Annotated in this window: 24 protein-coding genes and 1 tRNA gene; 14 read left to right on the top strand and 11 right to left on the bottom strand. The window is 71.4% G+C overall.

The annotated features are described in order from the left end of the window. Positions 1-38: 38 nt before the first annotated feature. The 6 genes from argS (at position 39) to BLT43_RS03005 (ending at position 6,840) form a co-directional block, all read left to right on the top strand. Positions 39-1,781: an arginine--tRNA ligase gene (gene argS / locus BLT43_RS03030; RefSeq protein ID WP_090109942.1), complete on the top strand. Its 1,743-nt coding sequence runs from the start codon at positions 39-41 to the stop codon at positions 1,779-1,781. A gap of 62 nt (positions 1,782-1,843) precedes the next feature. Further along, a complete protein-coding gene (locus BLT43_RS03025) occupies positions 1,844-2,776 on the top strand; it encodes an SPOR domain-containing protein (protein WP_242652194.1) in 933 nt (310 codons plus the stop codon). Beyond that, the gene (locus tag BLT43_RS03020; RefSeq protein ID WP_090109940.1) at positions 2,773-3,768 is read left to right on the top strand and encodes a glycoside hydrolase family 3 N-terminal domain-containing protein; all 996 of its coding nucleotides are present in this window, start codon (positions 2,773-2,775) and stop codon (positions 3,766-3,768) included. Before BLT43_RS03025 ends, BLT43_RS03020 begins: the two co-directional genes overlap by 4 nt. Further along, positions 3,768-4,550 carry a segregation and condensation protein A gene (locus BLT43_RS03015; RefSeq protein ID WP_090109938.1) on the top strand — a complete coding sequence of 261 codons (783 nt, stop codon included), beginning with the start codon at positions 3,768-3,770 and terminating at the stop codon, positions 4,548-4,550. The genes BLT43_RS03020 and BLT43_RS03015 overlap by 1 nt, the downstream gene beginning before the upstream one ends. After that, complete coding sequence (gene scpB / locus BLT43_RS03010; protein WP_090109937.1) at positions 4,547-5,179, top strand: SMC-Scp complex subunit ScpB; 633 nt, start codon at positions 4,547-4,549, stop codon at positions 5,177-5,179. Before BLT43_RS03015 ends, scpB begins: the two co-directional genes overlap by 4 nt. 143 nt (positions 5,180-5,322) lie before the next feature. After that, positions 5,323-6,840, top strand: coding sequence for a GGDEF domain-containing protein (locus BLT43_RS03005; RefSeq protein WP_090109935.1), 1,518 nt, complete (start codon positions 5,323-5,325; stop codon positions 6,838-6,840). Positions 6,841-6,919: 79 nt separating this feature from the next. On the opposite strand, the gene BLT43_RS03000 is transcribed toward BLT43_RS03005, so the two are convergent. The 8 genes from BLT43_RS03000 to BLT43_RS02965 form a co-directional block, all read right to left on the bottom strand. After that, on the bottom strand, positions 6,920-7,996 hold the full coding sequence (locus BLT43_RS03000) for a 2'-deoxycytidine 5'-triphosphate deaminase (RefSeq protein ID WP_090109933.1): 1,077 nt from the start codon (positions 7,994-7,996) through the stop codon (positions 6,920-6,922). A gap of 58 nt (positions 7,997-8,054) precedes the next feature. Beyond that, positions 8,055-8,131: transfer RNA gene (locus BLT43_RS02995), tRNA-Pro, on the bottom strand. A gap of 65 nt (positions 8,132-8,196) precedes the next feature. Then, positions 8,197-8,799: a MerR family transcriptional regulator gene (locus BLT43_RS02990; RefSeq protein WP_090109931.1), complete on the bottom strand. Its 603-nt coding sequence runs from the start codon at positions 8,797-8,799 to the stop codon at positions 8,197-8,199. Between the two features lie 7 nt (positions 8,800-8,806). Next, complete coding sequence (ihfA, locus tag BLT43_RS02985) at positions 8,807-9,109, bottom strand: integration host factor subunit alpha (RefSeq protein WP_090109929.1); 303 nt, start codon at positions 9,107-9,109, stop codon at positions 8,807-8,809. A 114-nt stretch (positions 9,110-9,223) separates the two neighbouring features. Next, positions 9,224-10,195, bottom strand: a complete 972-nt coding sequence (locus BLT43_RS02980; RefSeq protein ID WP_090109927.1) for a beta-ketoacyl-ACP synthase III — start codon at positions 10,193-10,195, stop codon at positions 9,224-9,226. Then, a complete protein-coding gene (gene plsX, locus BLT43_RS02975; RefSeq protein ID WP_423222108.1) occupies positions 10,192-11,256 on the bottom strand; it encodes a phosphate acyltransferase PlsX in 1,065 nt (354 codons plus the stop codon). Before plsX ends, BLT43_RS02980 begins: the two co-directional genes overlap by 4 nt. 136 nt (positions 11,257-11,392) lie before the next feature. After that, positions 11,393-11,599 carry a 50S ribosomal protein L32 gene (gene rpmF / locus BLT43_RS02970; protein ID WP_090109923.1) on the bottom strand — a complete coding sequence of 69 codons (207 nt, stop codon included), beginning with the start codon at positions 11,597-11,599 and terminating at the stop codon, positions 11,393-11,395. A 208-nt stretch (positions 11,600-11,807) separates the two neighbouring features. After that, positions 11,808-12,422 (bottom strand): YceD family protein, encoded by a 615-nt coding sequence (locus BLT43_RS02965; protein ID WP_090109922.1) that lies wholly within the window; start codon positions 12,420-12,422, stop codon positions 11,808-11,810. Positions 12,423-12,514: 92 nt separating this feature from the next. Between BLT43_RS02965 and BLT43_RS02960 the strand changes: the two genes are divergently transcribed. Continuing rightward, the gene (locus tag BLT43_RS02960) at positions 12,515-12,988 is read left to right on the top strand and encodes an outer membrane protein assembly factor BamE (protein WP_090109921.1); all 474 of its coding nucleotides are present in this window, start codon (positions 12,515-12,517) and stop codon (positions 12,986-12,988) included. An 8-nt stretch (positions 12,989-12,996) separates the two neighbouring features. On the opposite strand, the gene msrB is transcribed toward BLT43_RS02960, so the two are convergent. Further along, the gene (gene msrB, locus BLT43_RS02955; protein WP_090109920.1) at positions 12,997-13,401 is read right to left on the bottom strand and encodes a peptide-methionine (R)-S-oxide reductase MsrB; all 405 of its coding nucleotides are present in this window, start codon (positions 13,399-13,401) and stop codon (positions 12,997-12,999) included. 88 nt (positions 13,402-13,489) lie between these two features. On the opposite strand from msrB, the gene BLT43_RS02950 reads away from it, so the two are divergent. Together BLT43_RS02950 and BLT43_RS02945 are read left to right on the top strand one after the other, a co-directional pair. Next, entirely contained in the window at positions 13,490-14,218 is a 729-nt protein-coding gene (locus tag BLT43_RS02950; protein ID WP_090109919.1) for a GNAT family N-acetyltransferase, read from the top strand. A gap of 31 nt (positions 14,219-14,249) precedes the next feature. Then, positions 14,250-16,070 carry an ABC-F family ATP-binding cassette domain-containing protein gene (locus tag BLT43_RS02945; protein WP_090109918.1) on the top strand — a complete coding sequence of 607 codons (1,821 nt, stop codon included), beginning with the start codon at positions 14,250-14,252 and terminating at the stop codon, positions 16,068-16,070. 147 nt (positions 16,071-16,217) lie between these two features. Here the strand turns inward: BLT43_RS02945 and BLT43_RS02940 are convergent, their stop codons facing one another. Beyond that, the gene (locus BLT43_RS02940; RefSeq protein ID WP_090109917.1) at positions 16,218-17,219 is read right to left on the bottom strand and encodes a Fe(3+) ABC transporter substrate-binding protein; all 1,002 of its coding nucleotides are present in this window, start codon (positions 17,217-17,219) and stop codon (positions 16,218-16,220) included. Positions 17,220-17,293: 74 nt separating this feature from the next. After that, the gene (gene mazG, locus BLT43_RS02935; RefSeq protein WP_090109916.1) at positions 17,294-18,139 is read right to left on the bottom strand and encodes a nucleoside triphosphate pyrophosphohydrolase; all 846 of its coding nucleotides are present in this window, start codon (positions 18,137-18,139) and stop codon (positions 17,294-17,296) included. A gap of 62 nt (positions 18,140-18,201) precedes the next feature. On the opposite strand from mazG, the gene BLT43_RS02930 reads away from it, so the two are divergent. Genes BLT43_RS02930 through prmC form a run of 5 tightly spaced genes read left to right on the top strand, consistent with a single transcriptional unit; the run spans position 18,202 to position 22,842 of the window. Next, on the top strand, positions 18,202-19,362 hold the full coding sequence (locus BLT43_RS02930; protein ID WP_090109914.1) for a M20 aminoacylase family protein: 1,161 nt from the start codon (positions 18,202-18,204) through the stop codon (positions 19,360-19,362). A gap of 2 nt (positions 19,363-19,364) precedes the next feature. Beyond that, a complete protein-coding gene (gene speB, locus BLT43_RS02925; protein WP_090109913.1) occupies positions 19,365-20,333 on the top strand; it encodes an agmatinase in 969 nt (322 codons plus the stop codon). Positions 20,334-20,384: 51 nt separating this feature from the next. Next, positions 20,385-20,867: a DUF1499 domain-containing protein gene (locus tag BLT43_RS02920; RefSeq protein WP_242652193.1), complete on the top strand. Its 483-nt coding sequence runs from the start codon at positions 20,385-20,387 to the stop codon at positions 20,865-20,867. A 56-nt stretch (positions 20,868-20,923) separates the two neighbouring features. Then, positions 20,924-21,979, top strand: coding sequence for a peptide chain release factor 1 (prfA, locus tag BLT43_RS02915; RefSeq protein ID WP_090109912.1), 1,056 nt, complete (start codon positions 20,924-20,926; stop codon positions 21,977-21,979). Continuing rightward, positions 21,976-22,842 carry a peptide chain release factor N(5)-glutamine methyltransferase gene (prmC, locus tag BLT43_RS02910; protein ID WP_090109911.1) on the top strand — a complete coding sequence of 289 codons (867 nt, stop codon included), beginning with the start codon at positions 21,976-21,978 and terminating at the stop codon, positions 22,840-22,842. The genes prfA and prmC overlap by 4 nt, the downstream gene beginning before the upstream one ends. The last annotated feature ends 157 nt before the right edge of the window (positions 22,843-22,999 follow it).

The following is a 22,999-nucleotide window of genomic DNA, read 5'->3' as shown; positions in this document are numbered from 1 at the left end:
CCGATCTCGCGGCACTGGACTGGCCGAAAGGACTGCGCATGAACCTCTTCACCGACATCCGGGCGCTGGTGCTCGACACGCTGGACGCGATGACGCGCGACGGCGCGCTGCCCGAGGGGCTGGACACCGCCGCGGTGACGGTGGAGCCGCCGCGCGATCCGGCGCATGGCGACATGGCGACCAACGCCGCGATGGTTCTGGCCAAGCCCGCGAAGAGCAAGCCGCGCGACATCGCCGAGGATCTCGCCGCGCGGCTCGGCGAAGACGACCGCGTCGCCACCGCCGAGGTGGCGGGCCCCGGCTTCATCAACATCCGCCTCGCGCCGCAGCTGTGGCAGGGCATCGTTCGCGCCGCGCTGCGCGACGCCGATTACGGCCGCTCGCAGATGGGCGCCGGCGAGAAGGTGAACGTCGAATACGTCTCCGCCAACCCGACCGGCCCGATGCATGTCGGCCATGCCCGCGGCGCGGTGTTCGGCGACGCGCTGGCGCGGCTGCTGGACTATGCCGGCCACGACGTCACCAAGGAATACTACGTCAATGACGGCGGCGCGCAGGTCGACGTCCTGGCGCGGTCGTCCTTCGAGCGCTACCGCGAGGCCTGCGGCCTGACGCCCGAGATCGGCGAGGGGCTCTACCCGGGCGACTACCTCGTGCCGGTGGGCGAGGCGCTGAAGGCGCGCTGGGGCGAGAGCAGGCTCGACGCCCCCGAGAGCGAATGGCTCGAGGAGGCGCGCGAGGTCGCGACCGCCGAGATGATGGAGATGATCCGCGCCGATCTCGCCGCCCTCGGCGTCACCATGGACGTGTTCTTCTCCGAGAAGTCGCTCTACGGCACCGGCCGGATCGAATCCGCGATCGAGAGCCTGCGCGACAAGGGGCTGATCTACCGCGGCACGCTCGAGCCGCCCAAGGGCAAGACCCCCGAGGACTGGGAGCCGCGCGAGCAGACGCTGTTCCGCTCGACCGCGCATGGCGACGACGTCGACCGGCCGATCATGAAGTCGGACGGCGCCTGGACCTATTTCGCGCCCGACATCGCCTATCACTACGACAAGATCGAGCGCGGCTTCACCCAGCTGATCGACGTGTTCGGCGCCGATCACGGCGGCTACGTCAAGCGGATGAAGGCCGCCGTCTCGGCGCTGTCCGAGGGCCGCGTGCCGCTCGACGTCAAGCTGATCCAGCTGGTGAAGCTGTGGAAGAACGGCGAGCCGTTCAAGATGTCGAAGCGCGCCGGCAACTTCGTCACGCTGCGCGACCTCGTCGACCAGGTCGGCGCCGATGCGGTGCGCTTCCACATGCTGACCCGCAAGAACGACGCGCCGCTCGACTTCGACTTCGACAAGGTGCTCGAGCAGTCGCGCGAGAACCCGGTCTTCTACGTGCAATACGCCAATGCCCGCATCAACTCGGTGCTGCGCAAGGCCGAAGGCATGGGGATCGCGGTGGACGACGCGGCGCTGGCCGAGGCCGACCTGTCGGTGCTCGACCACGAGGCCGAGCTGCAGCTGATCCGGGCGCTGGCCGAATGGCCGCGCCTCGTCGAGATCGCCGCGCGCGGCCACGAGCCGCATCGCGTGGCCTTCTACCTCTACGATCTGGCCTCGCAGTTCCACGCGCTCTACAACCGCGGCAACGACGAGACCTCCCTGCGCTTCCTGCAGGAGGACGCAACGGCCACGCAGCGGGGCAAGATTTCGCTGGCGCGCGCGGTCGGCGTTGTGATCGGGCAGGGGCTTGGTATCTTGGGCGTCACCCCGGTCGAGGAGATGCGCTGACCCTAGCCCCGGGGCGAGGCGAACAGGGCGACGGGGGCCCACCCCCGCGACGGAGAGCGACGATGTCACATCCCGAGGAGCCGGGTCTCGCGACCCGACTGGCCGGACGGGCCGCGCTGCTGCTGCGCCATGCGGGGGCGCTGACCTCGCTCGCGCTGGTCGTCGGCCTCGGCGTGTGGGGCTACAAGCTGTGGATGCGCGACGTCACCGGCATCCCGGTGGTGCGCGCCATGCAGGGCCCGATGCGCGAGGCGCCCAAGAACCCGGGCGGCGAGATCGCGCTGCACACCGGCCTCGCGGTCAACGACATCGCCGCGATGGGCGAGGCCGCGGGCCCCGAGGAACGCCTGGTTCTGGCGCCGCGCGCGCCCGGCCTGACCGAGGAGGACCTGATGGTGCAGCCCACCGCCGAGGCCGACGAGCGCCGCGCCGGCGAGGCGCCGAGCTTCGACCCGTCCAAGCCGATGACCGCCGAGGACATTGCCGTGCTGGCCGACCGGATCGCCGCCGGCGTCGAGGAACCGGCCGCCCCGGCCCCGAACGTGATCGCCGGGCCGTCGCCCGAGGTGATCGCCGCCGTCGATTCCGGCGTCGTGGCCGGTGCCGCGCCGAGCAGCGGCGCGCCGATGCGCCCGGCGCTGCGCCCGCGCGCGCTGCGGCCGGCCACCGCCATCGCCGCCGCCACCGCCACGGCCCCCGAGACCGAGGCCGCGCCGGTCGCGGTCTCGACCCGCGAGATCGCGCCGGGCACCAGCCTCGTGCAGCTCGGCGCCTTCGACAGCCCCGAGGTGGCGGGCCGCGAATGGGGCCGCCTGACCGGCCGCTTCGGCGAGCTGTTCAACGGCCGCGAGCGGCTGGTGCAGGAGGCGATGAGCGGCGGGCGCACCTTCTTCCGGCTGCGCGCCACCGGCTTCGAGGACCTCGCCGACGCCCGCCGCTTCTGCGCCGCCCTCGTGGCCGAGGACGCGGCCTGCATTCCCGTGGTGGTGCGATGACCTCTGCCTGCATTCTCGGCCCCTCCGGGCCGTCGCTCGACGCCTCCGAGGCGGCTTTCTTCCGCGAGGCCGACCCCTGGGGCTTCATCCTGTTCGCGCGCAACGTCGAGAGCCGCGCCCAGCTGCGCCGGCTGACCGGGGCGCTGCGCGACGCGCTCGGGCGCGAGGCGCCGATCCTGATCGACCAGGAGGGCGGCCGCGTGCAGCGGATGCGCGCGCCGCACTGGCAGGAATTCCTGCCGGCGCTGGAGCAGATGCGCCGCGCGAAGGACCCGATGCGCGCGCAATGGGTGCGCCACCGGCTGATCGCGCAGCAGCTCAACGAGGTCGGCATCGACGTGAACTGCGCGCCGCTCGCCGATCTGGTCGAGCCCGAGACGCATCACATCCTGCGCAACCGCCTCTATGGCGGCGAGGTCGCGGAGGTGGTCGAAGCCGCCCGCACCGCCGCCGAGGCGATGCTGGCGGGCGGCGTGCTGCCGGTGCTGAAGCACATCCCCGGCTACGGCCGGGCGCGGGTCGACAGCCACAAGGCGCTGCCGCGCGTTTCGGTGCCGCTCGAGGCGCTGCGCGCGCGCGACTTCGCGCCCTTCAAGGCGCTCAATGACATGGCGATGGGCATGACCGCGCATATCGTGCTCGAGGCGGTGGACCCGGAGCTGCCGGCCACCACCAGCGCCGAGGCGATGAAGCTGATCCGCGACGAGATCGGCTTCGACGGGCTGCTGATGACCGACGACCTGTCGATGGAGGCGCTGTCGGGCCGGATCGGCGCGCGCGCCGCCGACAGCCTCGAGGCGGGCTGCGATCTCGTGCTGCACTGCAACGGCGACCGGGACGAGATGGCGGAGGTCGTCGCCGCCTCCGGCCGGATGACAGAGGCCGCGCGCCGCCGCGGCGACGCGGCGCTGGCGCAGCGCCGCGCGCCGGAGGCCGCCGACATCGCCGCGCTCGAGGCGGAGCTGGCCGAACTGACCGGGGAGACCGCGTGATGGATGGCGGGCAGGATTTCACCCCCACGGTCGAGGAACGTCGCGCCGCCGAGGCGCTGATCGTCGACGTCGCGGGCTTCGAGGGGCCGCTCGACCTGCTGCTGACGCTGTCGCGCAGCCAGAAGGTCGACCTGCGGCAGGTCTCGATCCTGGCGCTGGCCGAGCAGTACCTCGCCTTCGTCGAGCGCGCCCGCAAGCTGCGGATCGAGCTGGCGGCGGATTACCTCGTGATGGCGGCCTGGCTCGCCTTCCTGAAGTCGCGGCTGCTGCTGCCGCCCGACCCGGAGGCCGAGGGCCCCTCGGGCGAGGAGATGGCCGCGCATCTGGCCTTCCAGCTGGAGCGGCTGCAGGCGATGCGCGAGGCGGCGGGCCAGCTGATGGCGCGGCCGCGGCTCGGGCAGGACGTGTTTGCCCGCGGCGCCACAGAGGAGGTCGAGGTGCACCGCTCGACCGTGCATCACGCGGGGCTGCTGGACCTCTTGCAGGCCTATGCCCGCGTCCGCACCCGCGACGAGTTCCGGCCCTTCGTGATGGACCGCTCCAAGCTGATGACCATGGAGCAGGCGCTCGACCGGCTGCGCGCGGTGATCGGCGAGGCGGCCGACTGGGCCGACATCTCGGCCTATCTGCCCGAGGAGTGGCACGCCGAGCCGGAAAAGCGCCGATCGGCCACCGCCGCGACCTTCGCCGCCTCGCTGGAACTCGCGAAGGAAGGCCGCATCGAAATCCGACAGGGCGAGAGCTTCGCCCCGATCCAGATCCGCCGGAAGGACCGCGCATGACCGAAGCGCCGCAGCAAAGCCAGTTCGACGCCCCGCCGCTCGCCGAGGCCGAGCGCATGGTCGAGGCCATGCTCTTTGCCTCGGCCGAACCGCTGAGCCGGTCTGACATGGAAAAGCGCCTGCCCGAGGGCACCGATATCGACGCGGCCCTGGCCGCGCTGAGGACGCGTTACGAGGGGCGCGGCGTGACGCTGACGCGGGCGGGCGAAGCTTGGGCCTTCCGCACCGCGCCCGATCTCGGCCACCTGCTGCAGCGCCACGCGGTCGAGACGCGCAGGCTCAGCCGCGCGGCGACCGAGACTCTGGCGATCATCGCCTACCACCAGCCGGTGACCCGCGCCGAGATCGAGGAGATCCGCGGCGTCTCGGTCAGCCGCGGCACGATCGACCAGCTCGTCGATATGGGCTGGGTGCGGCTGGGGCGGCGCAAGATGACGCCGGGCCGGCCCGCCACCTTCGTGGTCACGGGCGACTTCCTCGACCATTTCGGGCTGGAGAGCCCGCGCGACCTGCCGGGGCTGAAGGAGCTGCGCGCCTCGGGCCTTTTGGAGAATCGCCCGCCGCCGGGCTTCGGCGAAGGCGGCGATGAGCCGGAGGGCGAATCGCAGGAAAGCCTGTTCGAAGGCTAAGCCCCGCGGCCCGACGTGGCGTCGTGCGGCGGCGAAATGATGACAATTCCGTCGTATCAAGGGCTTCTTAAGCCAAGCCGGTGATCCTGCCGACGATCCGCCCCGCCTGCGCGGTGGGGCCCGTCCCGTACAGGAACGCCGCCATGCCGCTCGAGCAGGCCAGACAACTGTCCACCCGCAGCTTCGGCGAGGTGCGCGCGGCGATCCGGCTGGTGCGCCGGGTGCAACGGGTCAGGCCGTGGCTCGCGGCGGCGGCCGGGGTGCTCTGCCTCGCCTCGGCCGCGGGCCATGTCCTTGACATCCGCTGGCTCTACCTGCCGGTCGCCGATGGCGGCGGCACGCATCTGCTGACGGCGCTTATCGGGCTCCTGCTGGCGCTGTCGCGGCTGTCGGTGCGCAACGGGGGCAGGGACGGGCGGCTGCCGCGCCTGCTGGCGTCGGCGGCGCTGACTCTGGTGGCGCTGCGCGCGACGGAGCTGACGCTGGCGCCGGGGCCCGTGCCGCTCGGCGCCTGGATCGACGCCTGGATCGGCGCGGGCCCGCTCCGACCCGAGATCGGCACCGGGCCCTATGCCGCCACGGCGCTGGGGGCGATCGCCGCCGCGATCCTGATATGGCCGCGCGCCTCGGCCGGCATGGCGGCGCTGCTGGCCGCCATCGGCCTGTGCGGCACCGTGCTTGTCGCCTACAGCTACGCGCTGTCCTCCGGGGTCGGTGGCATGTCGCCGGTCACCATGCTGATCTGCCTGCTGCTGGCCTGCGCCACGGCCGACCGGCATCTCGACCCGCTCGCGCTGAGGGTGCTGATCTCGGACGGGGCGGTCTCGACCCTGCTGCGCCGGCAGCTCCTGCTGGCGCTATCGGGCCTGTGGCTGGGCGGGCTGATGCTGCTGCAGGTCCGCCCCGGCCACTGGGAAGATGCGGCGCCGCTCTTCGTGACGGCGATGCTGGTGCTCGCCGCCGCCGGGCTGATCTCGACCATGGCGATCCTGGCGCAGGCCGAGAACGCCCGGCAGCGGCATCTCGCGGCGCTGGAGCGGGCCTCGGTCACCGATGCGCTGACGGGCCTCGCCAACCGCCGGGCGAGCGACCTCTTCGCGCGCCGATCCGTGGCCGCGGCGGTGCGGCAGGGCACCGGCCTTGCCGTGGTGCTGCTCGACATCGACCAGTTCAAGGCGATCAACGACCGCTTCGGCCATGCCCAGGGCGACCGGGTGCTGCGCGAGGTGGGGCGGCTGCTGCCGGGCTGGCTGCGCCGCTCGGACCTCGCGGTGCGCTGGGGCGGCGAGGAATTCCTGCTGATCCTGACAACGACCCGGCTGGTCGGGGCGATGGCGCTGGCGGAACGGGTGCGGCACTGCTTCGAGACGCGGCTGCGGCTGCCCGACGGCTCGGCCCCGGTCACGGTGTCCCTCGGCTGTGCCGAGCTTCTGCCGGGGGAGGAGACGCTCGAGGCGGCGCTGAGCCGCGCCGACGCGGCGCTCTACCGTGCCAAGCAGGCCGGGCGGAACCGGGTCGAGCCGCCGCTGCCGCCGGAGGGGGGCGCGACGCGGCCCTCCGAAACCGAGAGCGAGGCCGAGGATGAGAGCGAGGTCAGGGTTGGACGGCGGGCCGGCGACCGCGCCCACCACGGGGCGGACGAGGGGCGGGTAGGCGAGTGATGGCGGGCCCGGACCGTGCTTCTGGCGTGGGCCGGTGCCGTTTTGGTGGGTGCGTGGCCGGCGCGGCCGCGCCGCCGGCTCAGACGTCCCGGAACTGCTTGGAGAGCTTGAGCCCCTGGCCCTGGTAGTTCGACGCGATGCCGCGGCCGTAGAGCGTGTCGGGCCGCTCGGCCATGCGCTCGTAGACCAGACGGCCGACCACCTGCCCGTGCTCGAGCACGAAGGGCGCCTCGTGGCAGCGCACCTCGAGCACCCCGCGCGAGCCGCGCCCACCGGCGGCGTCATGGCCGAAGCCCGGATCGAAGAAGCCCGCGTAATGCACCCGGAACTCGCCCACCATGGCGAGGTAGGGCGACATCTCGGCGGCGTAGTCGGGCGGGATCACCACGGATTCGCGGCTAACGAGGATGTAGAAGGCGCCCGGGTCGAGCACGATGCCGCCATTCGAGACCGGCACGCTTTCCCAGAACTCGGACGGGTCGTAATGGCCGATCCGGTCGAGATCGATCACCCCGGCATGCGGCTTGGCGCGCCAGCCGGCGCGGGGGCCGAGCTCGGGCGAGAGATCGACCGAGAAGCCGAGGCCCTCCGAGATCACCGGCTCGCCGTCGACCAGCGGCTCGCGCGCATGCAGCGCGGCGAGCTCGGCGTCGTCGAGCACGGCCTGCCCGTCGCGGAAGCGGATCTGGTTGAGCCGCATCCCCGGCCGCACCAGCACCGAGAAGCTGCGCGGGCAGATCTCGGCATAGAGCGGGCCGGAATGGCCGGGGCCGATGCGGTCGAACTCGGTGCCGCCATCGGTGATGAGGCGGGTGAGCAGGTCGAGCCGGCCGGTCGAGCTCTTGGCATTGGCGACGGCCTGGATGTCCCGGGGCAGGTCGAGCCGTTCCATCAGGGGCACGACGTAGACGCAGCCCTTCTCCAGCACCGCGCCGTCGGTCAGGTCGATGCGGTGCATCTCGAACTCCGACAGACGCTCGGCGACGCTGCGGCCCTGGCCCGCGAGGAAGGAGGCGCGGACGCGGTAGGCCACGGGGCCGAGCCGGAGGTCGAGGCTGGCGGGCTGGATCTGGGCCGCGGCGATGGCCGGCTCGGCCGAGATCGCGCCGCTCTCGATCAGCGCGGCGATGCGCTGTCTGGGCAGAACTCCGGTCATTTTCCCTCCCCTGAAACGACGACGCCCGCCGCTTTTGGGGCGGCGGGCGGTCGTGTGTTGGTCGGGCTAGCAGGACTCGAACCTGCGACCTTCCGTCCCCCAGACGGACGCGCTACCAGGCTGCGCTATAGCCCGACTGACGCCCTGATGCCCCATTCACCGGGGGAGGGCAAGCCGAAAAGCGGGAAAAATCCACCCGCTCAGAGGCTGACGTCGCGGGCCCCGGCCATGCGTTCGCGCAGCGCGGCGAGCCGCGCCACGAGCGGCGCGATCCGCGCCGCCTGCGCCTTCATGCGGGCCGGATCGGCACGGCCGAGCCAGACCAGCGGCCCGGCGGAATGGGCCGTATCCGCCGCCGCCGCGTGGTCGCGCGGGGCCTGCCGGCCGGCCTCCGGGTAGTGCTCGGGCGCGGGGCGCGCGGCGAGGTGCGGCACCTCGGCCGCCTCCGGCTCGGGCCCGCGGGCGACGGGGTTCGGGGCGGGGCTCGAGGCGGGGCTGGGGGCGGCGTCGATCTGGTCTTCGGAGACGGTGGGCAGGGTCGACATGTCGGCGACGTGGCGCACGCCCTTCTCGCGCAGGAGCTTCTGCACGCCCTTGATGGTCATGCCCTGCTCGTGCAGCAGAAGCTTGATGCCGCCCAGAAGCGCGAGATCCTCGGGCCGGTAGTAGCGCCGGCCGCCGGCGCGCTTGACCGGCTTCACCTGCGGGAACTTGCTTTCCCAGAAACGGAGCACGTGGGCCGGGGTGTCGAGCGCGCTCGACACCTCGCCGATGGTGCGGAAGGCGTGGGCGGATTTGGCCATGCGCGGCTCAGCTCCGGTTGCCAGCTGCGACCCGGTCCTTCATCAGATGCGAGGAGCGGAAGGTGAGCACCCGCCGGGGGTGAATCGGCACTTCCTCGCCGGTCTTGGGGTTGCGGCCGATCCGCGCCGCCTTTTCGCGCACCGAGAAGGTGCCGAAGGAGCTGATCTTGACCTGTTCGCCGGCGACGAGCGCATCGGAGATGTGGCTCAGCACCGCTTCGACCAGTTCGGCGCTGTCATTGCGCGAAAGGCCGACCTCCTCATGCACCGCCTCGGCAAGATCCATGCGAGTCAATGTCTTGTCCGCCATCGCGCCCTCCTAACTCTGGCGTCAGCATAGCGGTGACGGCGATTTCAAGTCAACGTTTCGAGACGGTGTCAGATCGCCCGCGCGGTGTGTCGCGCAATCCGCACCATGCCGGTCCTACCAGCGCAGCACCACCGAGCCCCAGGCCAGCCCGCCGCCGATCGCCTCGGTGACGATCAGGTCGCCTTCCTTGATCTGGCCACGCTGCCGGCCGACCGACAGCGCCAGCGGAATCGAGGCCGCCGAGGTGTTGCCGTGGTCCTGCACGGTGACCACCACCTTGTCCATCGGCAGGCCCAGCTTCTTGGCCGTGGCCTGGATGATCCGGATGTTGGCCTGGTGTGGCACCACCCAGTCGATGTCCTCTGGCGTCAGCCCGGCCTGGTCGAGCGACAGATGCGCGGTCTGCGCCAGTTTTTCGACGGCGTGGCGGAACACCTCGCGCCCCTCCATCCTGAGATGGCCGGTGGCGCCGGTCGAGACGCCGCCGTCGACATAAAGGATCTCGCGGTGCCGGCCGTCGGAGTTGAGATCGGCGGCGAGGATGCCGCGATCGCTCGACAGGCCCTCGGATTCGACCGCCTCGAGCACCAGCGCGCCCGCGCCGTCGCCGAACAGCACGCAGGTCGAGCGGTCGGTCCAGTCGATGATCCGGCTGAAGGTCTCGGCGCCGATCACCAGCACGCGGCGGGCCTGGCCGGCCAGCATCAGCGCGTTGGCGGTGGAGAGCGCGTAGACGAAGCCCGCGCAGACCGCCTGCACGTCGAAGGCGAAGCCATGCGTCAGGCCGAGCGCGTGCTGCACCATGGTCGCGGCGGAGGGGAAGGTGAGGTCGGGGGTCGAGGTGGCGACGATGATCGCGTCGATCTCGTCGGCCTGCATCCCGGCGTCGCGCAGCGCCGCCTCGGCGGCACGGGTGGCGAGGCTCGACGTGGTCTCGTTCTCGGCGGCGATGTGCCGCCGCTCGATCCCCGAGCGCGAGCGGATCCACTCGTCGCTGGTGTCGACCAGGCCTTCGAACTCGGCGTTCTCCATCACCCGTTCGGGCAGGTGATGGCCGACGCCCCTGACTACCGCGCGCAGCGTCATGCCCGCACCTCCTCGCCCGCATCGGGCTGCATGGTGGCGATCGTCGCCATGCGGCCGGCGAGTCGATCGGAGAAATCGGAGCGCGCCAGCCGCGCCGCGAGCGCCATCGCCGCGGCGACGCCGGTGGCGTCGGCCGAGCCGTGGCTCTTGACCACGGTGCCGTTCAGCCCGAGGAACACGCCGCCATTGACCTGGCGCGGGTCGATCCGCGTCTTCAGCCGCTTCAGCGAGCCGGTCGCGAGCAGCGCCGCGAGCTTGGACAGGGCGGTCTTCATGAGGGCCTCGCGCAACAATCCCGATATCAATGTGGCGGTGCCTTCGCCGGTCTTCAACGCCACGTTGCCGGTAAAGCCGTCGGTGACCACCACGTCGACCCGGTCGGAGGGGATGTCGCCGCCCTCGATGAAGCCGACATAGTCGAAGGCGCCGCGCTCGGCGGCGCGGGCGATCAGCTCGCCCGCGACCTTCAGCTCGGCCCGGCCCTTGTGCTCCTCGGTGCCGACATTGAGCAGGCCGATGCGCGGCCGCTCGAGCCCGAGCCCGTTGCGGGCATAGGAGGCGCCCATCATGGCGTAGGCCAAGAGATCGTCCTGGTCGGCGCGGATGTCGGCGCCGGCATCGAGCATGACGTTGAAGCCCTGCGGGTTGCGCGAGGGCCAGAGCGCGGCGATGGCCGGGCGGTTGACGCCCTCGACCTTCCTGAGCCGCAGCATCGCCACCGCCATCAGCGCGCCGGTGTTGCCGCAGCTGACGCAGGCGCCGGCCCGGCGCTCGCGCACCGCCTCGATGGCGGACCACATGGAGGTGGATTTGCCGTGCCGCATCACGTGGCTCGGCTTGTCGGTCATCGCCACCGCGTCGGGGGCGTGCACCAGCTGCAGCCGGTCACCGAAGCCCGACTGGGCGAGCAGCGGCTCGAGCCGCTGCCGCGGTCCGTGCAGCAGCACGGAGGCGGCGGGGTCGGCCTGCAGGAAGCGTTTCAGCCCCTCGGCCACAATTTCCGGCCCCTGGTCGCCGCCCATGGCGTCGACCGAGAGCGTGATGGCTTTGTCTTGGGACATGCCCGTCATCGCGGCCCCGATCCTTGAACGCGCGGCCCGGGCCGCGCGGGTCACGTTGCGCTGCGCCGCGGCCGGCGGGCCCGCTCGGGGCCGGGCGGATCGCCCGGTCGAGACGCGCCGCGCCGCCCGCCGGGGCTCAGGCCGCGTCGTCTTCCAGGTCGGCGTCGGCGGCCTGCGCGATCACTTCGCGATCGGCATAGGTGCCGCAGGAGGGGCAGACGTGGTGCGGGCGCTTGAGCTCACCACAGCTCGGGCATTCGTTGGGGTTTGCGCCGGTCAGGCCGTCATGGGAACGACGCTGGTTGCGGCGCGACTTGGAAATCTTGTTCTGCGGAACGGCCATGTCACAACCTCGAAGTAATCTGGCTCTAATTCATGAGCCCCGTAGGGCCCGGGGATTGGCGGGCGGGGGCAGCCCCCTTCAGGGTTCCGTCCCGCGACGTCCGGCGGGTCTTAGGCGATAAGACCCGTGCTGTCGAGACGCGATCTGGAAAGAGCGGCGAAAATACTGCGTCGCGGGCAAAAGGCAAGCAAAAAGGGCGCCCCGGCCCTCAGGCCCGGCCGTCCCCGGTGTCGTTGTCGGCGTCGTCGCCGGGCGTGCCGTCATCGGCCTTGCCGTCGCCGCCGCCGAGCTTGTCCCTGAGCGCGGCAAGGCCGGCGAAGGGCTTGACCTCCTCGTCGCGGATCGGCGCGGCGCCGGGCGGGATCGCGCTGGCATCGGCGGGGGCGGCGCCGTCGGCGCGCGGGTAGTCGGGCAGCGCCAGCGCCAGCGCCTCGATCATCACCTGCGCGAGGTCGAGCGCGGCAGGCAGCGGCTCGAGCGTGTCGTCCTCGGGCATCTCGACCTCGACGCCCTCGGGCTCGCGCCAGTCGGCGAGGTAGCGGCGGGTCACCGTCTCGTCGATCCGGGTGACGACCGGCTCGAGCGTGGCGACGCAGTCCTGCACCACGGTGGCGCCGATCTCGCCCTCGAGCCGCCAGCCGTCGCGGCCCTCGGGGATCAGCCGGGCGAGGAAGCGCAGCTTGCGCACGCCGGGGATGTCGAGGTCGCGCGCCACGGCGGCGCGCTCGTCGGCCGAGGGCACGAGCTCGATCTCGGTGGCGCGCCGTTCGGGCAGCTCCGCGAGCCGGATCATGCGGCGCGGCAGTGGGGTGTTCTCGGGCATGGTCCGCTTCCTTCCTTGAAGAGGCCGGGTCGCTTGTTGTAAGCGCCATAGAAGCCGTAAGGCTTTGAGGCAAGAGCATGGGACAGGCACAGATGGGCAGAGCGACCGGCCGCGAAACCACCGGCACCGGCATGCGCCGCGCTGCGGCCCTTCTGGGGCTGGCGGCGCTTGCGGCCTGCGCCCCGACCAAGCGCTACCACGGCTACGCGCCCTCGGACGAGGTGCTCTCGAGCATCTCGCTGGGCGACAGCCGCGACCGGGTGATCGAGCAGGTCGGCCCGCCCACCGCCACCGGCGCCACCGGCACCGACCTCTACTACGTGCGCAGCGTCTTCGCGCATCAGGGCTTCTTCGCCCCAGAGGAGGTGCGCCGCGAAGTGCTGGCGATCAGCTTCGCGGCCGGCGGCGGCGTGGCCAACATCGAGCGCTTCGACCTGTCGGACGGCCGCATCGTGCCGCTGTCGCGCCGGGTCACCGACGACAGCGTCGAGAGCGGCACCTTCCTGCGCCAGCTCGCGGGCGCGGCCGGCAACTTCGACGCCAGCTCGATCATCGGCGAGGAGTGACGCGGCCCTCAGGCCGCGCCGTCCTCCTTTTCTTGGAACTCCATCGCCACGCCGTTCATGCAGTAGCGCAGCCCCGTGGGCGCGGGGCCGTCGGGGAAGACGTGGCCCAGATGCGACTCGCAGCGCGCGCAATGCACCTCGGTGCGCTTCATGAAAAAGCTGCGGTCGGTCTGCTCGCCCACCGCCGTCTCGTCGATCGGCGCGTAGAAGCTCGGCCAGCCGGTGCCGCTGTCGAACTTGGTGTGGCTGTCGAACAGCGGCTGACCGCAGCCCTTGCAGGTGAACACGCCCGCCGCCTTCGGAAAGTCGTCATGCGTGAAGGCCCGTTCGGTGCCGTGCTTGCGCATCACCTTGTAGGCCAGGTCGGAAAGCTGCGCGCGCCATTCCGCGTCGGTCTTGGTCACCTTGTCCATCGCGTCGTCCCTTTCTGCGTTTGGCCCCTATCTAGTCGCTCGGGCCGCGCACGCCAGAGGGCGGCCCGGTGCGCGACATGAGCCCGACATGGGCGTGATCCTGTCGCGGGGGCGGGTGGCGGTCCGCTGGGCCGAAGGCGCCGAGGATCTCGCCCGCTCGCGGGCGCTGCGGCATCTGTGCTTCGTGACCCGCGGCGGCGCGCGGCAGGAGGCGGACGGGCTCGACGCGCTGCACCGGCATTTGCTGGTCGAGGCGGCGGGCCGCGCGCTGGCCACTTGCCGGCTGCGGGTGACGCCGCCCGGGCCCGACCGCGCGCGTGGTGCCGCGGGGCGGGCCTATGATCTGGGCGCGCTGGCGGATCATCCGGGCGCGGCGATGGAGATCGGCCGGTTCTGCGTGCACCCCGACGCCGGCGGGCCGGACGCGCTGCGCCTGCTTTGGGGCGCGCTGGCGCGGGTGGTCGCGGAAAAGGACGTCACGCTGATGTTCGGCTGCGCGTCGTTTCCCGGCGCTGAGGTCGCGCGCCACGCCCCGACGCTTGGCTGGCTCGGGCGCGAGCGGGCGCTTGATGCCTTAGTGACGGCGCAGGCGGGCGGCGTGGCGCTGGCCGGGCTGCCGCCGGGCGCGGCGATGGCGGCGCGGGCGGGCCTGCCGCCCTTGCTGCGCAGCTATCTCGCCATGGGTGGCCGGGTCGGGCGGGACGCGGTGACGGATGCCGCGATGAACACGGTGCACGTGTTCTGCGCGGTGCCGGTGGCCGACGTGCCGGGGCCGCGGGCGCGGGCGCTCGCCGCGCTGGCGCAGGAGGGGCCTTGATCAAGCGCGCGGCGGCCTCTAGCTGGCTGCCATGGCACGCGCACCCCTTCTCCAGCTCACCGACATTTCCCTCACCTTCGGCGGCGATCCCGTCTTCGACGGCCTGTCGCTCGCCGTCCAGCAGGGCGACCGCGTCGCGCTGGTCGGGCGCAACGGGTCCGGCAAGTCCACCCTGATGAAGGTGATGGCCGGCCTCGTCGAGGCCGACAGCGGCCTGCGGGCCGTGCCGCCGGCCACCTGCGTCGGCTACATGGAGCAGGACCCCGACATGTCGGGCTTCGCCACCTTGGGCGACTGGGCCGCGCAGAACCTCGCGCCGGGCGAGGAATACCGGCTCGAGATGGCGGCCGAGGGGCTGAAGCTCGACGCAGGTCGCGACCCCGCCACCGCATCGGGCGGCGAACGGCGGCGCGCGGCGCTGGCCAAGCTGATGGCCGAGGCGCCGGAGCTGATGCTGCTCGACGAGCCCACGAACCACCTCGACATCGAGGCGATCGCCTGGCTCGAGGCCGAGCTGAAGCAGACCAAGGCGGCCTTCGTGCTCATCTCGCACGACCGCGCCTTCCTCAAGCACCTGACCCGCGCGACGCTCTGGATCGACCGCGGCGCGGTGCGGCGGCAGGAGACCGGCTTCGAGGGCTTCGAGGCCTGGCGCGACAAGGTCTGGGAGGACGAGGACGTGGCGCGCCACAAGCTCGACCGCAAGATCAAGTCGGAGGCCCGCTGGGCGGTCGAGGGCATCTCGGCGCGGCGCAAGCGCAACCAGGGCCGGGTGCGGGCGCTGCAGGACCTGCGCGCCGAGCGGGCAAACCAGATCCGCCGGCAGGGCACGGCGGCGATGGCGCTGGGCGAAGGCCCGACCTCGGGCCGCAAGGTGATCGAGGCGACGGGGCTGTCGAAGGACTATGACGGCAAGCGCATCGTGCAGGGTTTCGACCTGACGGTGATGCGCGGCGACCGGATCGCCTTCGTCGGGCCGAACGGCGTCGGAAAGACGACGCTCATCAAGATGTTGCTGGGCGAAGTTCAGCCCGACGAGGGGGCCGTCAAGCACGGCACCAACCTCGAGATCGCGGTGTTCGACCAGGCCCGCGCCCGGCTCGACCCCGACGCGACGCTCTGGGACAGCCTGACCAACGACCCGCTGATGGCGGTGTCGGGCTCCTCCGACCAGGTGATGGTGCGCGACAACCCGCGCCACGTGGTGGGCTATCTCAAGGACTTCCTGTTCGACGAGGCGCAGGCGCGCGCGCCGGTCCGCTCGCTCTCGGGTGGGGAGAAGGCGCGACTGCTCTTGGCCAAGATCATGGCGCAGACCTCGAACCTGTTGGTGCTGGACGAGCCGACCAACGATCTCGACATCGAGACGCTGGACCTGCTGCAGGACCTGCTGGGCGAATACGAGGGCACCGTGCTTCTGGTCAGCCACGACCGCGACTTCCTCGACCGGGTGGCGACGACCACCGTGGCGATGGAGGGCGACGGGCGCGCGACGCTCTATGCCGGCGGCTGGAGCGACTATCGCAGCCAGCGCGGCGCCGACGCCCCCGCCAAGGCGGACACCGCGAAGCCCGCGCCGAAGAAGGCCGCGCCCGCGCCGAAGCCGAAGGCCGAGGCCGCGAAGCCGAAGCTGAGCTTCACCGAGAAGCACCGGCTGGAGGAGCTGCCCGCGGTGATCGACCGGCTGGGCAAGGAGATCGCCAAGCTCGAGGAGCTGCTGGCCGACCCGGAGCTGTTCGGCCGCGAGCCGGTGAAGTTCCGCAAGGCGACCGAGGCGCTGACCGAACGCCAGCAGGCGCTCGACGCCGCCGAGACCGAGTGGCTGGAGCTGGAGGAGAAGGCGGGCGCTTGAAGGGCGCCCTCCAAGCCTTCGACGATAAACGATTTTTTCGGTCGGACCCATGGGTCGCGCCGCCCGCGCGGCTCCGCCATCGACCGAATGAAAAAGGCCGCCGCCCGAAAGGGCAGCGGCCTGATTTGTTCGCGGAGATCGGAACGATCAGCCGTCGAAGTTCACCTCTTCCATGATCCGCAGCGCGGTGGCGCGGTGGTCGGCGATGGTCGGCAGGTCGGTCTCGTCGGCGGTGAACTCACCCCAGCCCTGCACCAGCTCGGAGGCCTCGGCGCCCTCGAGCACGGGGTACTCGTAGTTGGCCTCGGCATAGACTTCCTGCGCCTGCGGCGAGACGAGGAACTCCATGAACTGCACGGCCTCTTCCTTGTTCGGCGCGGACTGGGTCAGCGCGACGCCCGAGACGTTCACGTGGGTGCCGCCGTTCTCGAAGGTCGGGAAGGTGATGCGGACGGCGTTCGCCCACTCGGTCTGCTCCTCGTCCTCGAGCATCTTGCCCATGTAGTAGGTGTTGCCGAGCGAGATGTCGCATTCGCCGGCCCAGATCGCCTTGACCTGCGCGCGGTCGTTGCCCTCGGGCTTGCGCGCGAGGTTGTCCTTCACGCCCTGCGCCCACTTCTTGGCATATTCCTCGCCGTGATGGGCGATGATCGCCGAAACCAGCGCGAGGTTGTAGTTGTGCAGGCCCGAACGGGTGCAGATGCGGCCTTCCCACTTGTCGGAGGCGAGATCCTCGTAGGTGGTCACCTCGCCGTCCTCGACGCGCTCCTGGCTCGCGTAAACGATGCGGGCGCGGGTGGTGACGCCGAACCACTCGCCGTTCTCGCCGCGCAGGTTGGCGGGCACGGCGGTGGTGAGCGTCTCGCTCTCGACCGGCTGGGTCACGCCGGCATCGACGATCTGGCGCAGGTTGGCGATGTCGACGGTCATCACGAGATCGGCCGGCGAACGCTCGCCCTCGGCCTCGAGCCGCTCGACCAGACCCTCCTCGACGAAGGCGAGGTTCACGGCGATGCCGGTTTCCTCGGTGAAGGCGTCGACCACCGGCTGGATCAGCTCGGGCTGGCGGGTGGTGTAGACGTTGACGTCGGCCATGGCCGTGGTGCCGGCGAGCGCGGCGGCGATGGTGAGGACGGGGCGAAGGGTCATGAGACGCTCCAGTTGCGTGTTGCGGTTGGCGCGCTTAAATCCGAGCAAATTGGTCGGGTCAATACCCGAGTTTTTCACTCGGTAAGTTTTTTCGCCCGGTCCGCCGCCCGCACCTCGTTCCAGATCGCGTCCATCTCGTCGAGCGTGCTGTCCTTCGGATGCCGGCCTTGGGCGGCCAGACGGTCCTCAATCACGTTGAAGCGGCGGGTGAACTTGTCGTTCGAGCGGCGCAGCGCCACCTCGGGGTCGACGCCCATGTGCCGCGCGAGATTGGCCATGACGAAGAGCAGGTCGCCCATCTCGGCCTCGACCTCGTCATGGGTGAGGCTGTCGCGCGCCTCGACCAGCTCGTGAGCTTCCTCGACCAGCTTGTCGAGCACCTGCGCCGTCTGCGGCCAGTCGAAGCCGACGCGCGCGGCGCGCTTCTGCAGCTTGACCGCACGCATCAGCGCCGGAAGCCCCAGCGCCACGCCGTCGAGCACGCGGGTCTCTTCCTTGCCGGCGCGCTCGGCCGCCTTGATCGCCTCCCAGGCGTGGGTCTGCTCGTCGGCGGTGCGGTCGCGGCTCTCGTCGCCGAAGACATGCGGGTGCCGGGCGATCATCTTGTCGGAGATGCCGCGTGCCACGGCGGCGAGGTCGAAATGCCCGGCCTCGTCGGCCATCTGCGCGTGGTAGACCGCCTGCAGCAAGAGGTCGCCCAGCTCACCCTGCAGCTCGGGCCAGTCCTCGCGGGCGATGGCGTCGGCGACCTCGTAGGCCTCTTCGATCGTGTAGGGCGCGATCGAGGCGAAGTCCTGCTCGATGTCCCAGGGGCAGCCGTGATCGGGGTCGCGCAGGGCGCGCATGATCGCGGCGAGGCGGGCGATCTCGCGGGCGGCGTCGTGGTCGGCGGCGGCCGGGTCGAGCAGCGTGTCGGGCATTGCGGCGGGCTCCTTTCGGTGGCAAGCCGCAACCTAAAGTCACAGCCACCGGAGCGCCAGCCATGCCCGTCCTGAACCGCATCGCCGATTTCGCGGAGGAGATGAAGGGCTGGCGCCGCCACCTGCACGCCAACCCCGAGATCGGCTTCGACTGCCACGAGACGGCGGGCTTCGTGGTGGCCAAGCTGCGCGAGTTCGGCGTCGACGAGATCCACGAGGGGCTGGCGACCTCGGGCGTCGTGGCGCTGATCCGCGGGCAGGGCGACGGGCCGGTGATCGGCCTGCGCGCCGACATGGACGCGCTGCCGATGGACGAGATGACCGGTCTCGACCACGCCTCGGGCACCAAGGGCCGAATGCATGCCTGCGGCCATGACGGCCACACCACCATGCTGCTTGGCGCCGCGAAGTATCTCGCCGAGACCCGCAACTTCGCGGGTACGGTGGCGCTCATCTTCCAGCCGGCCGAAGAGGGCGGCGGCGGCGCGGGCGTGATGGTCGAGGAGGGGCTGATGGAGCGCTTCGGCATCCGTGAGGTCTATGCGCTGCACAACGAGCCGGGCCTGCCGGTGGGCGCGTTCCGCACGGCGCCGGGGCCGATCATGGCGGCGGTGGACGACTTCTCGATCACCGTGACCGGCAAGGGCGGGCATGGCGCGATGCCGCACGAGGCGGCCGACCCGGTGGTCGCGGCCTGCGGCATCGTCACCGCGATCCAGACCATCGTCAGCCGCAACCACCACGCCACCAAGGACCTCGTCATCTCGGTCACGCAGATCCACACCGGCAGCGCCGACAACGTGATCCCGGCCACGGCCTGGATCAACGGCACGGTCCGCAGCTTCGACAAGGGCGTGCAGGCGATGGTGATGCGCCGGATGCGCGAGGTCGTCGAGGGGCAGGCCATGGCCTACGGGGTGAAGGCCGATCTCGACTACAATCTCGGCTACCCGGCGACGGTGAACGCGCCCGAGAAGGCGGCCTTCGCCGCCGAGGTGGCGGGCGAGGTCGGCACGGCGTCGGACCCCGACAGCCCGCGCGAGATGGGGGCCGAGGATTTCTCCTTCATGCTGGAGCAGCGGCCCGGCGCCTATCTCTTCATCGGCAATGGCGAGACGCGCGGCGTGCACCACCCGGAATATGATTTCAACGACGACACCGCGCCTTACGGCGCGTCCTTCTTCGCCCGCCTCGTCGAGCGGGCGCAGCCGGCGGAGCGCTGATCATGGCGATGGAAGATGCCAAGAGCCAGGTCGACCTGGCCTTCACCGGGCGCGGCCACGGGCTTGCGCACGAAAACACCTTCGGCGGCGCGACCTCGTTCCTGCGGCGGCGCTACACGAAAGACCTCGCCGGGGTCGACCTCGCCGTGCTCGGCGTGCCCTTCGACCAGGCGGTGACCAACCGGCCCGGCAGCCGCTTCGGCCCGCGCGCGATCCGCGAGGCGGCGACGCTGCAACCCTACGACCCGCCGCATGGCTGGGACGGCTTCGATCCGCTGTCGGAGTTCGAGATCGTCGATCGGGGCGATCTGGCCTTCGACTACGCCAATGTCGCGGCCTTCCCGGCGACGTTGCAGGCCGAGATCGCCAAGATCCTCGCGGCCGACGTGAAGACGGTGACGCTGGGCGGCGACCATTTCATCACCCTGCCGATCCTCAAGGCCCATGCCGAGAAGCACGGGCCGCTCTCGGTGGTGCAGTTCGACGCGCATTCCGACCTCTGGGCCGATGACGACATGGACCGCATCGACCACGGCACATTCCTCTACAAGGCGGTGAAGCTGGGGCTGATCGACCCGGCGAGTTCGGTGCAAATCGGCATCCGCACGGTCTGCGACGACGTGCTGGGCGTGAACCAGATCGACGCGCGGGTGGTGCACGAGGCCGGGCGCGGCGCGGTGGCGGCGCGGATCCGCGAGATCGTCGGCGACAGGCCGGCCTACGTGACCTTCGACATCGACGCGCTCGACCCGGCGTTCGCGCCGGGCACCGGCACGCCGGTCTGGGGCGGTCTGGCGAGCTGGCAGGCGGCGGCGATCCTGCGCGACATGGCCGGGCTCAACGTGGTCGGCGGCGACATCGTCGAGGTCTCGCCGCCCTACGACAACACCGGCGCGACCGCCGTCGCGGGGGCGCATGTGGCGATGGAGCTGATCTGTCTCGCGCTCTGGAATAGTCGCGGCGCGCGCTAGGTTTCGGCCATGGCCCACGGGCCGACTGGTTGAGAAGCGAAAGGCAAGTCATTGGCAGGCAAGGAATTGATCGTGGTCGCGGCGCTGGCCGCCACGGCCGCGCCGCTGGTCTGGGTGCGGGTCGCGCCCGCGGACGTGACGGCATGGCATGTCGACCCGATGCATGTGCCGCGCCCGCCGCGCCCCCCGCGCGAGGGCGGCTGGCTGGTCCGCACCGGCGAGGCCAACGCCGCGCCACCGGTCTTCGAGACCGACCCGGCGACGCTGATGACCGCCTTCGGCGAGATCATGCGCGCCGAGCCGCGCACCCGGATGATCTATGAAAGCCCGGCCGAGGGCCGCGCCACCTGGGTCACGCGGACGCCGCTGATCGGCTTTCCGGATTACACCAGCGTCAAGGCGGTGCCCGAGGCGGGCGGCGCGGCGCTGATGATCTGGGCGCGCAACCGCTTCGGCGTCTCCGACATGGGGGTGAACCGCAAGCGGGTCGAACGCTGGATCGCGGAGCTGGAGCGCCGTCTGCCACGGCGCTGAGACCGCCGGGCCGGGCAGCGCTTGACGCCTTCATGGCGATGGAGGATGGGTGATCCATGATCGCACAGGACAAGATCGACCAGATCACCGCCCGCTTCGAGTTTCTCGAGGCCAAGATGTCGTCCGGGGCCGCGGGCGGCGAGATCGCCGAGCTGGGCCGCGAATATGCCGAGCTGAAGCCGGTGGTCGAGACCGCCGCCGAACATGCGCGGCTGGAAGCCGAGATCGCCGAGACGCAGGCGATGCTGCGCGACCCCGAGATGCGCGACCTCGCCGAAGAGGAGCTGCCCGGCCTGCGCGAACGGCTGGAGGCGGCCGAGACGGCGCTCAGGCTGGCGCTTCTGCCCAAGGACGCCGCCGACGCGCGCCCCGCGATGATCGAGATCCGTCCCGGCACCGGCGGCGACGAGGCCGCGCTCTTCGCCGCCGACCTGTTGCGCATGTACATGCGCTATGCCGAGGCGCGCGGCTGGCGCTTCGAGATCATCGAGGAGCAGGCGACTGAGCTTGGCGGCATCAAGGAGGTCGTGGCGCGCGTCGCCGGCGAGGGCGTCTTCGCGCGGCTGAAGTATGAGTCCGGCGTGCACCGCGTGCAGCGCGTGCCCGAGACCGAGAGCGGCGGCCGCATCCACACCTCGGCGGCCACCGTGGCGGTGCTGCCCGAGGCCGAGGCGGTGGACGTGAAGATCGACCCGAACGATCTGCGCATCGACACGATGCGCGCCTCCGGCGCCGGCGGACAGCACGTCAACACCACCGACTCGGCTGTGCGGATCACCCATATCCCGACCGGCATCGTCGTCACCTCGAGCCAGAAATCGCAGCACCGCAACCGCGAACTGGCGATGGAGGTGCTGCGCTCGCGGCTCTTCGATGCCGAGCGGATGCGGGTCGAGGGTGCGCGTTCGGCCGACCGCCGCGCACAGGTGGGTTCGGGCGACCGCTCGGAGCGGATCCGCACCTACAATTTCCCGCAGGGCCGGATGACCGACCACCGGATCAACCTGACGCTCTACAAGCTCGACGCGGTGATGGGCGGCGATCTCGACGAGATCATCGACGCGCTCACCGCCGAGGCGCAGGCGGCGCTCCTGGCGGAGATGGAAGCGTGACCGACCTGCCCACCGGACCGCTGACCGGCTCTGTCGCGCTCTACCGCGCGACGCATGTGTTGGCCGAGGCCGGCGTGACCGACCCCGGCCGCGACGCGCGGCGGCTGCTGGCGCATGCGCTGCGGATCGATCCGGGGCGGCTGGCGCTGGTCCTGCCGGAGCCGGTGGACGGCGCCGGGCTGGCCGAGTTCGACGCGCTGGTGGCGCGGCGGGCGCGGCGCGAGCCGGTGTCGCACCTGACCGGCAGCCGCGCCTTCTACGGGCGCCGATTCAAGGTGACCTCGGACGTGCTCGACCCGCGCCCCGAGACCGAGATCCTGGTCGAGGCGGCGCTGTCGGGGCCCTTCGGCCACGTGCTCGACCTCGGCACCGGTTCGGGCTGCATCCTGCTGACGCTGCTGGCGGAAATGCCCGATGCGCGCGGCGTCGGGGTCGACCTGTCGGAGGCCGCCTGCGCGGTCGCGCGCGAGAACGCGGAGGCGCTGGGGCTGTCGCACCGGGCCCGGATCCTGGTGTCGGACTGGGTCGCGCGGGTCGAGGGGGCCTTCGACCTCGTGGTGTCGAACCCGCCCTACATCGCCGAGGCCGAGATGCCGGACCTCGCGCCCGAGGTGCGCGACTGGGAGCCGCGCGGCGCGCTGACCGACGGGGCGGACGGGCTCACGGCCTACCGGGCGATCCTCGACGGCGCGATGGAGGTGCTCGCGCCGCGCGGGCGGCTCCTGATGGAGCTGGGGGTAGGGCAGGCGGCGACGGTGTCGGAGCTGGCGGCGGCGCGGGGCTACGCGCCGGTGGCGCTGGTGCCCGATCTCGACGGCCGGCCGCGGGTGATCGTGCTGGAGCGGCCCGCCGCCGCCTTCTGAGGCGCGAAACGGCGTCTCCCGGCCGGATCGGCGGGGATTTCCGCAGTTTCCGCTTGCCACGGCGGGGCACGCATGGTTAGTCCTTGTCATCGGACCGAGGACGGCTGTGGCGCCATCCCGCTCCGATCGCTGCCAGATCATCGCCGGCCCAGACGTC

Source organism: Limimaricola pyoseonensis (assembly GCF_900102015.1).
GTDB classification, from domain to species: Bacteria; Pseudomonadota; Alphaproteobacteria; order Rhodobacterales; family Rhodobacteraceae; genus Limimaricola; species Limimaricola pyoseonensis.
The sequence above is the reverse complement of the archived record's forward strand: the minus strand, read 5'-3'. Positions and strand labels throughout refer to the sequence as shown.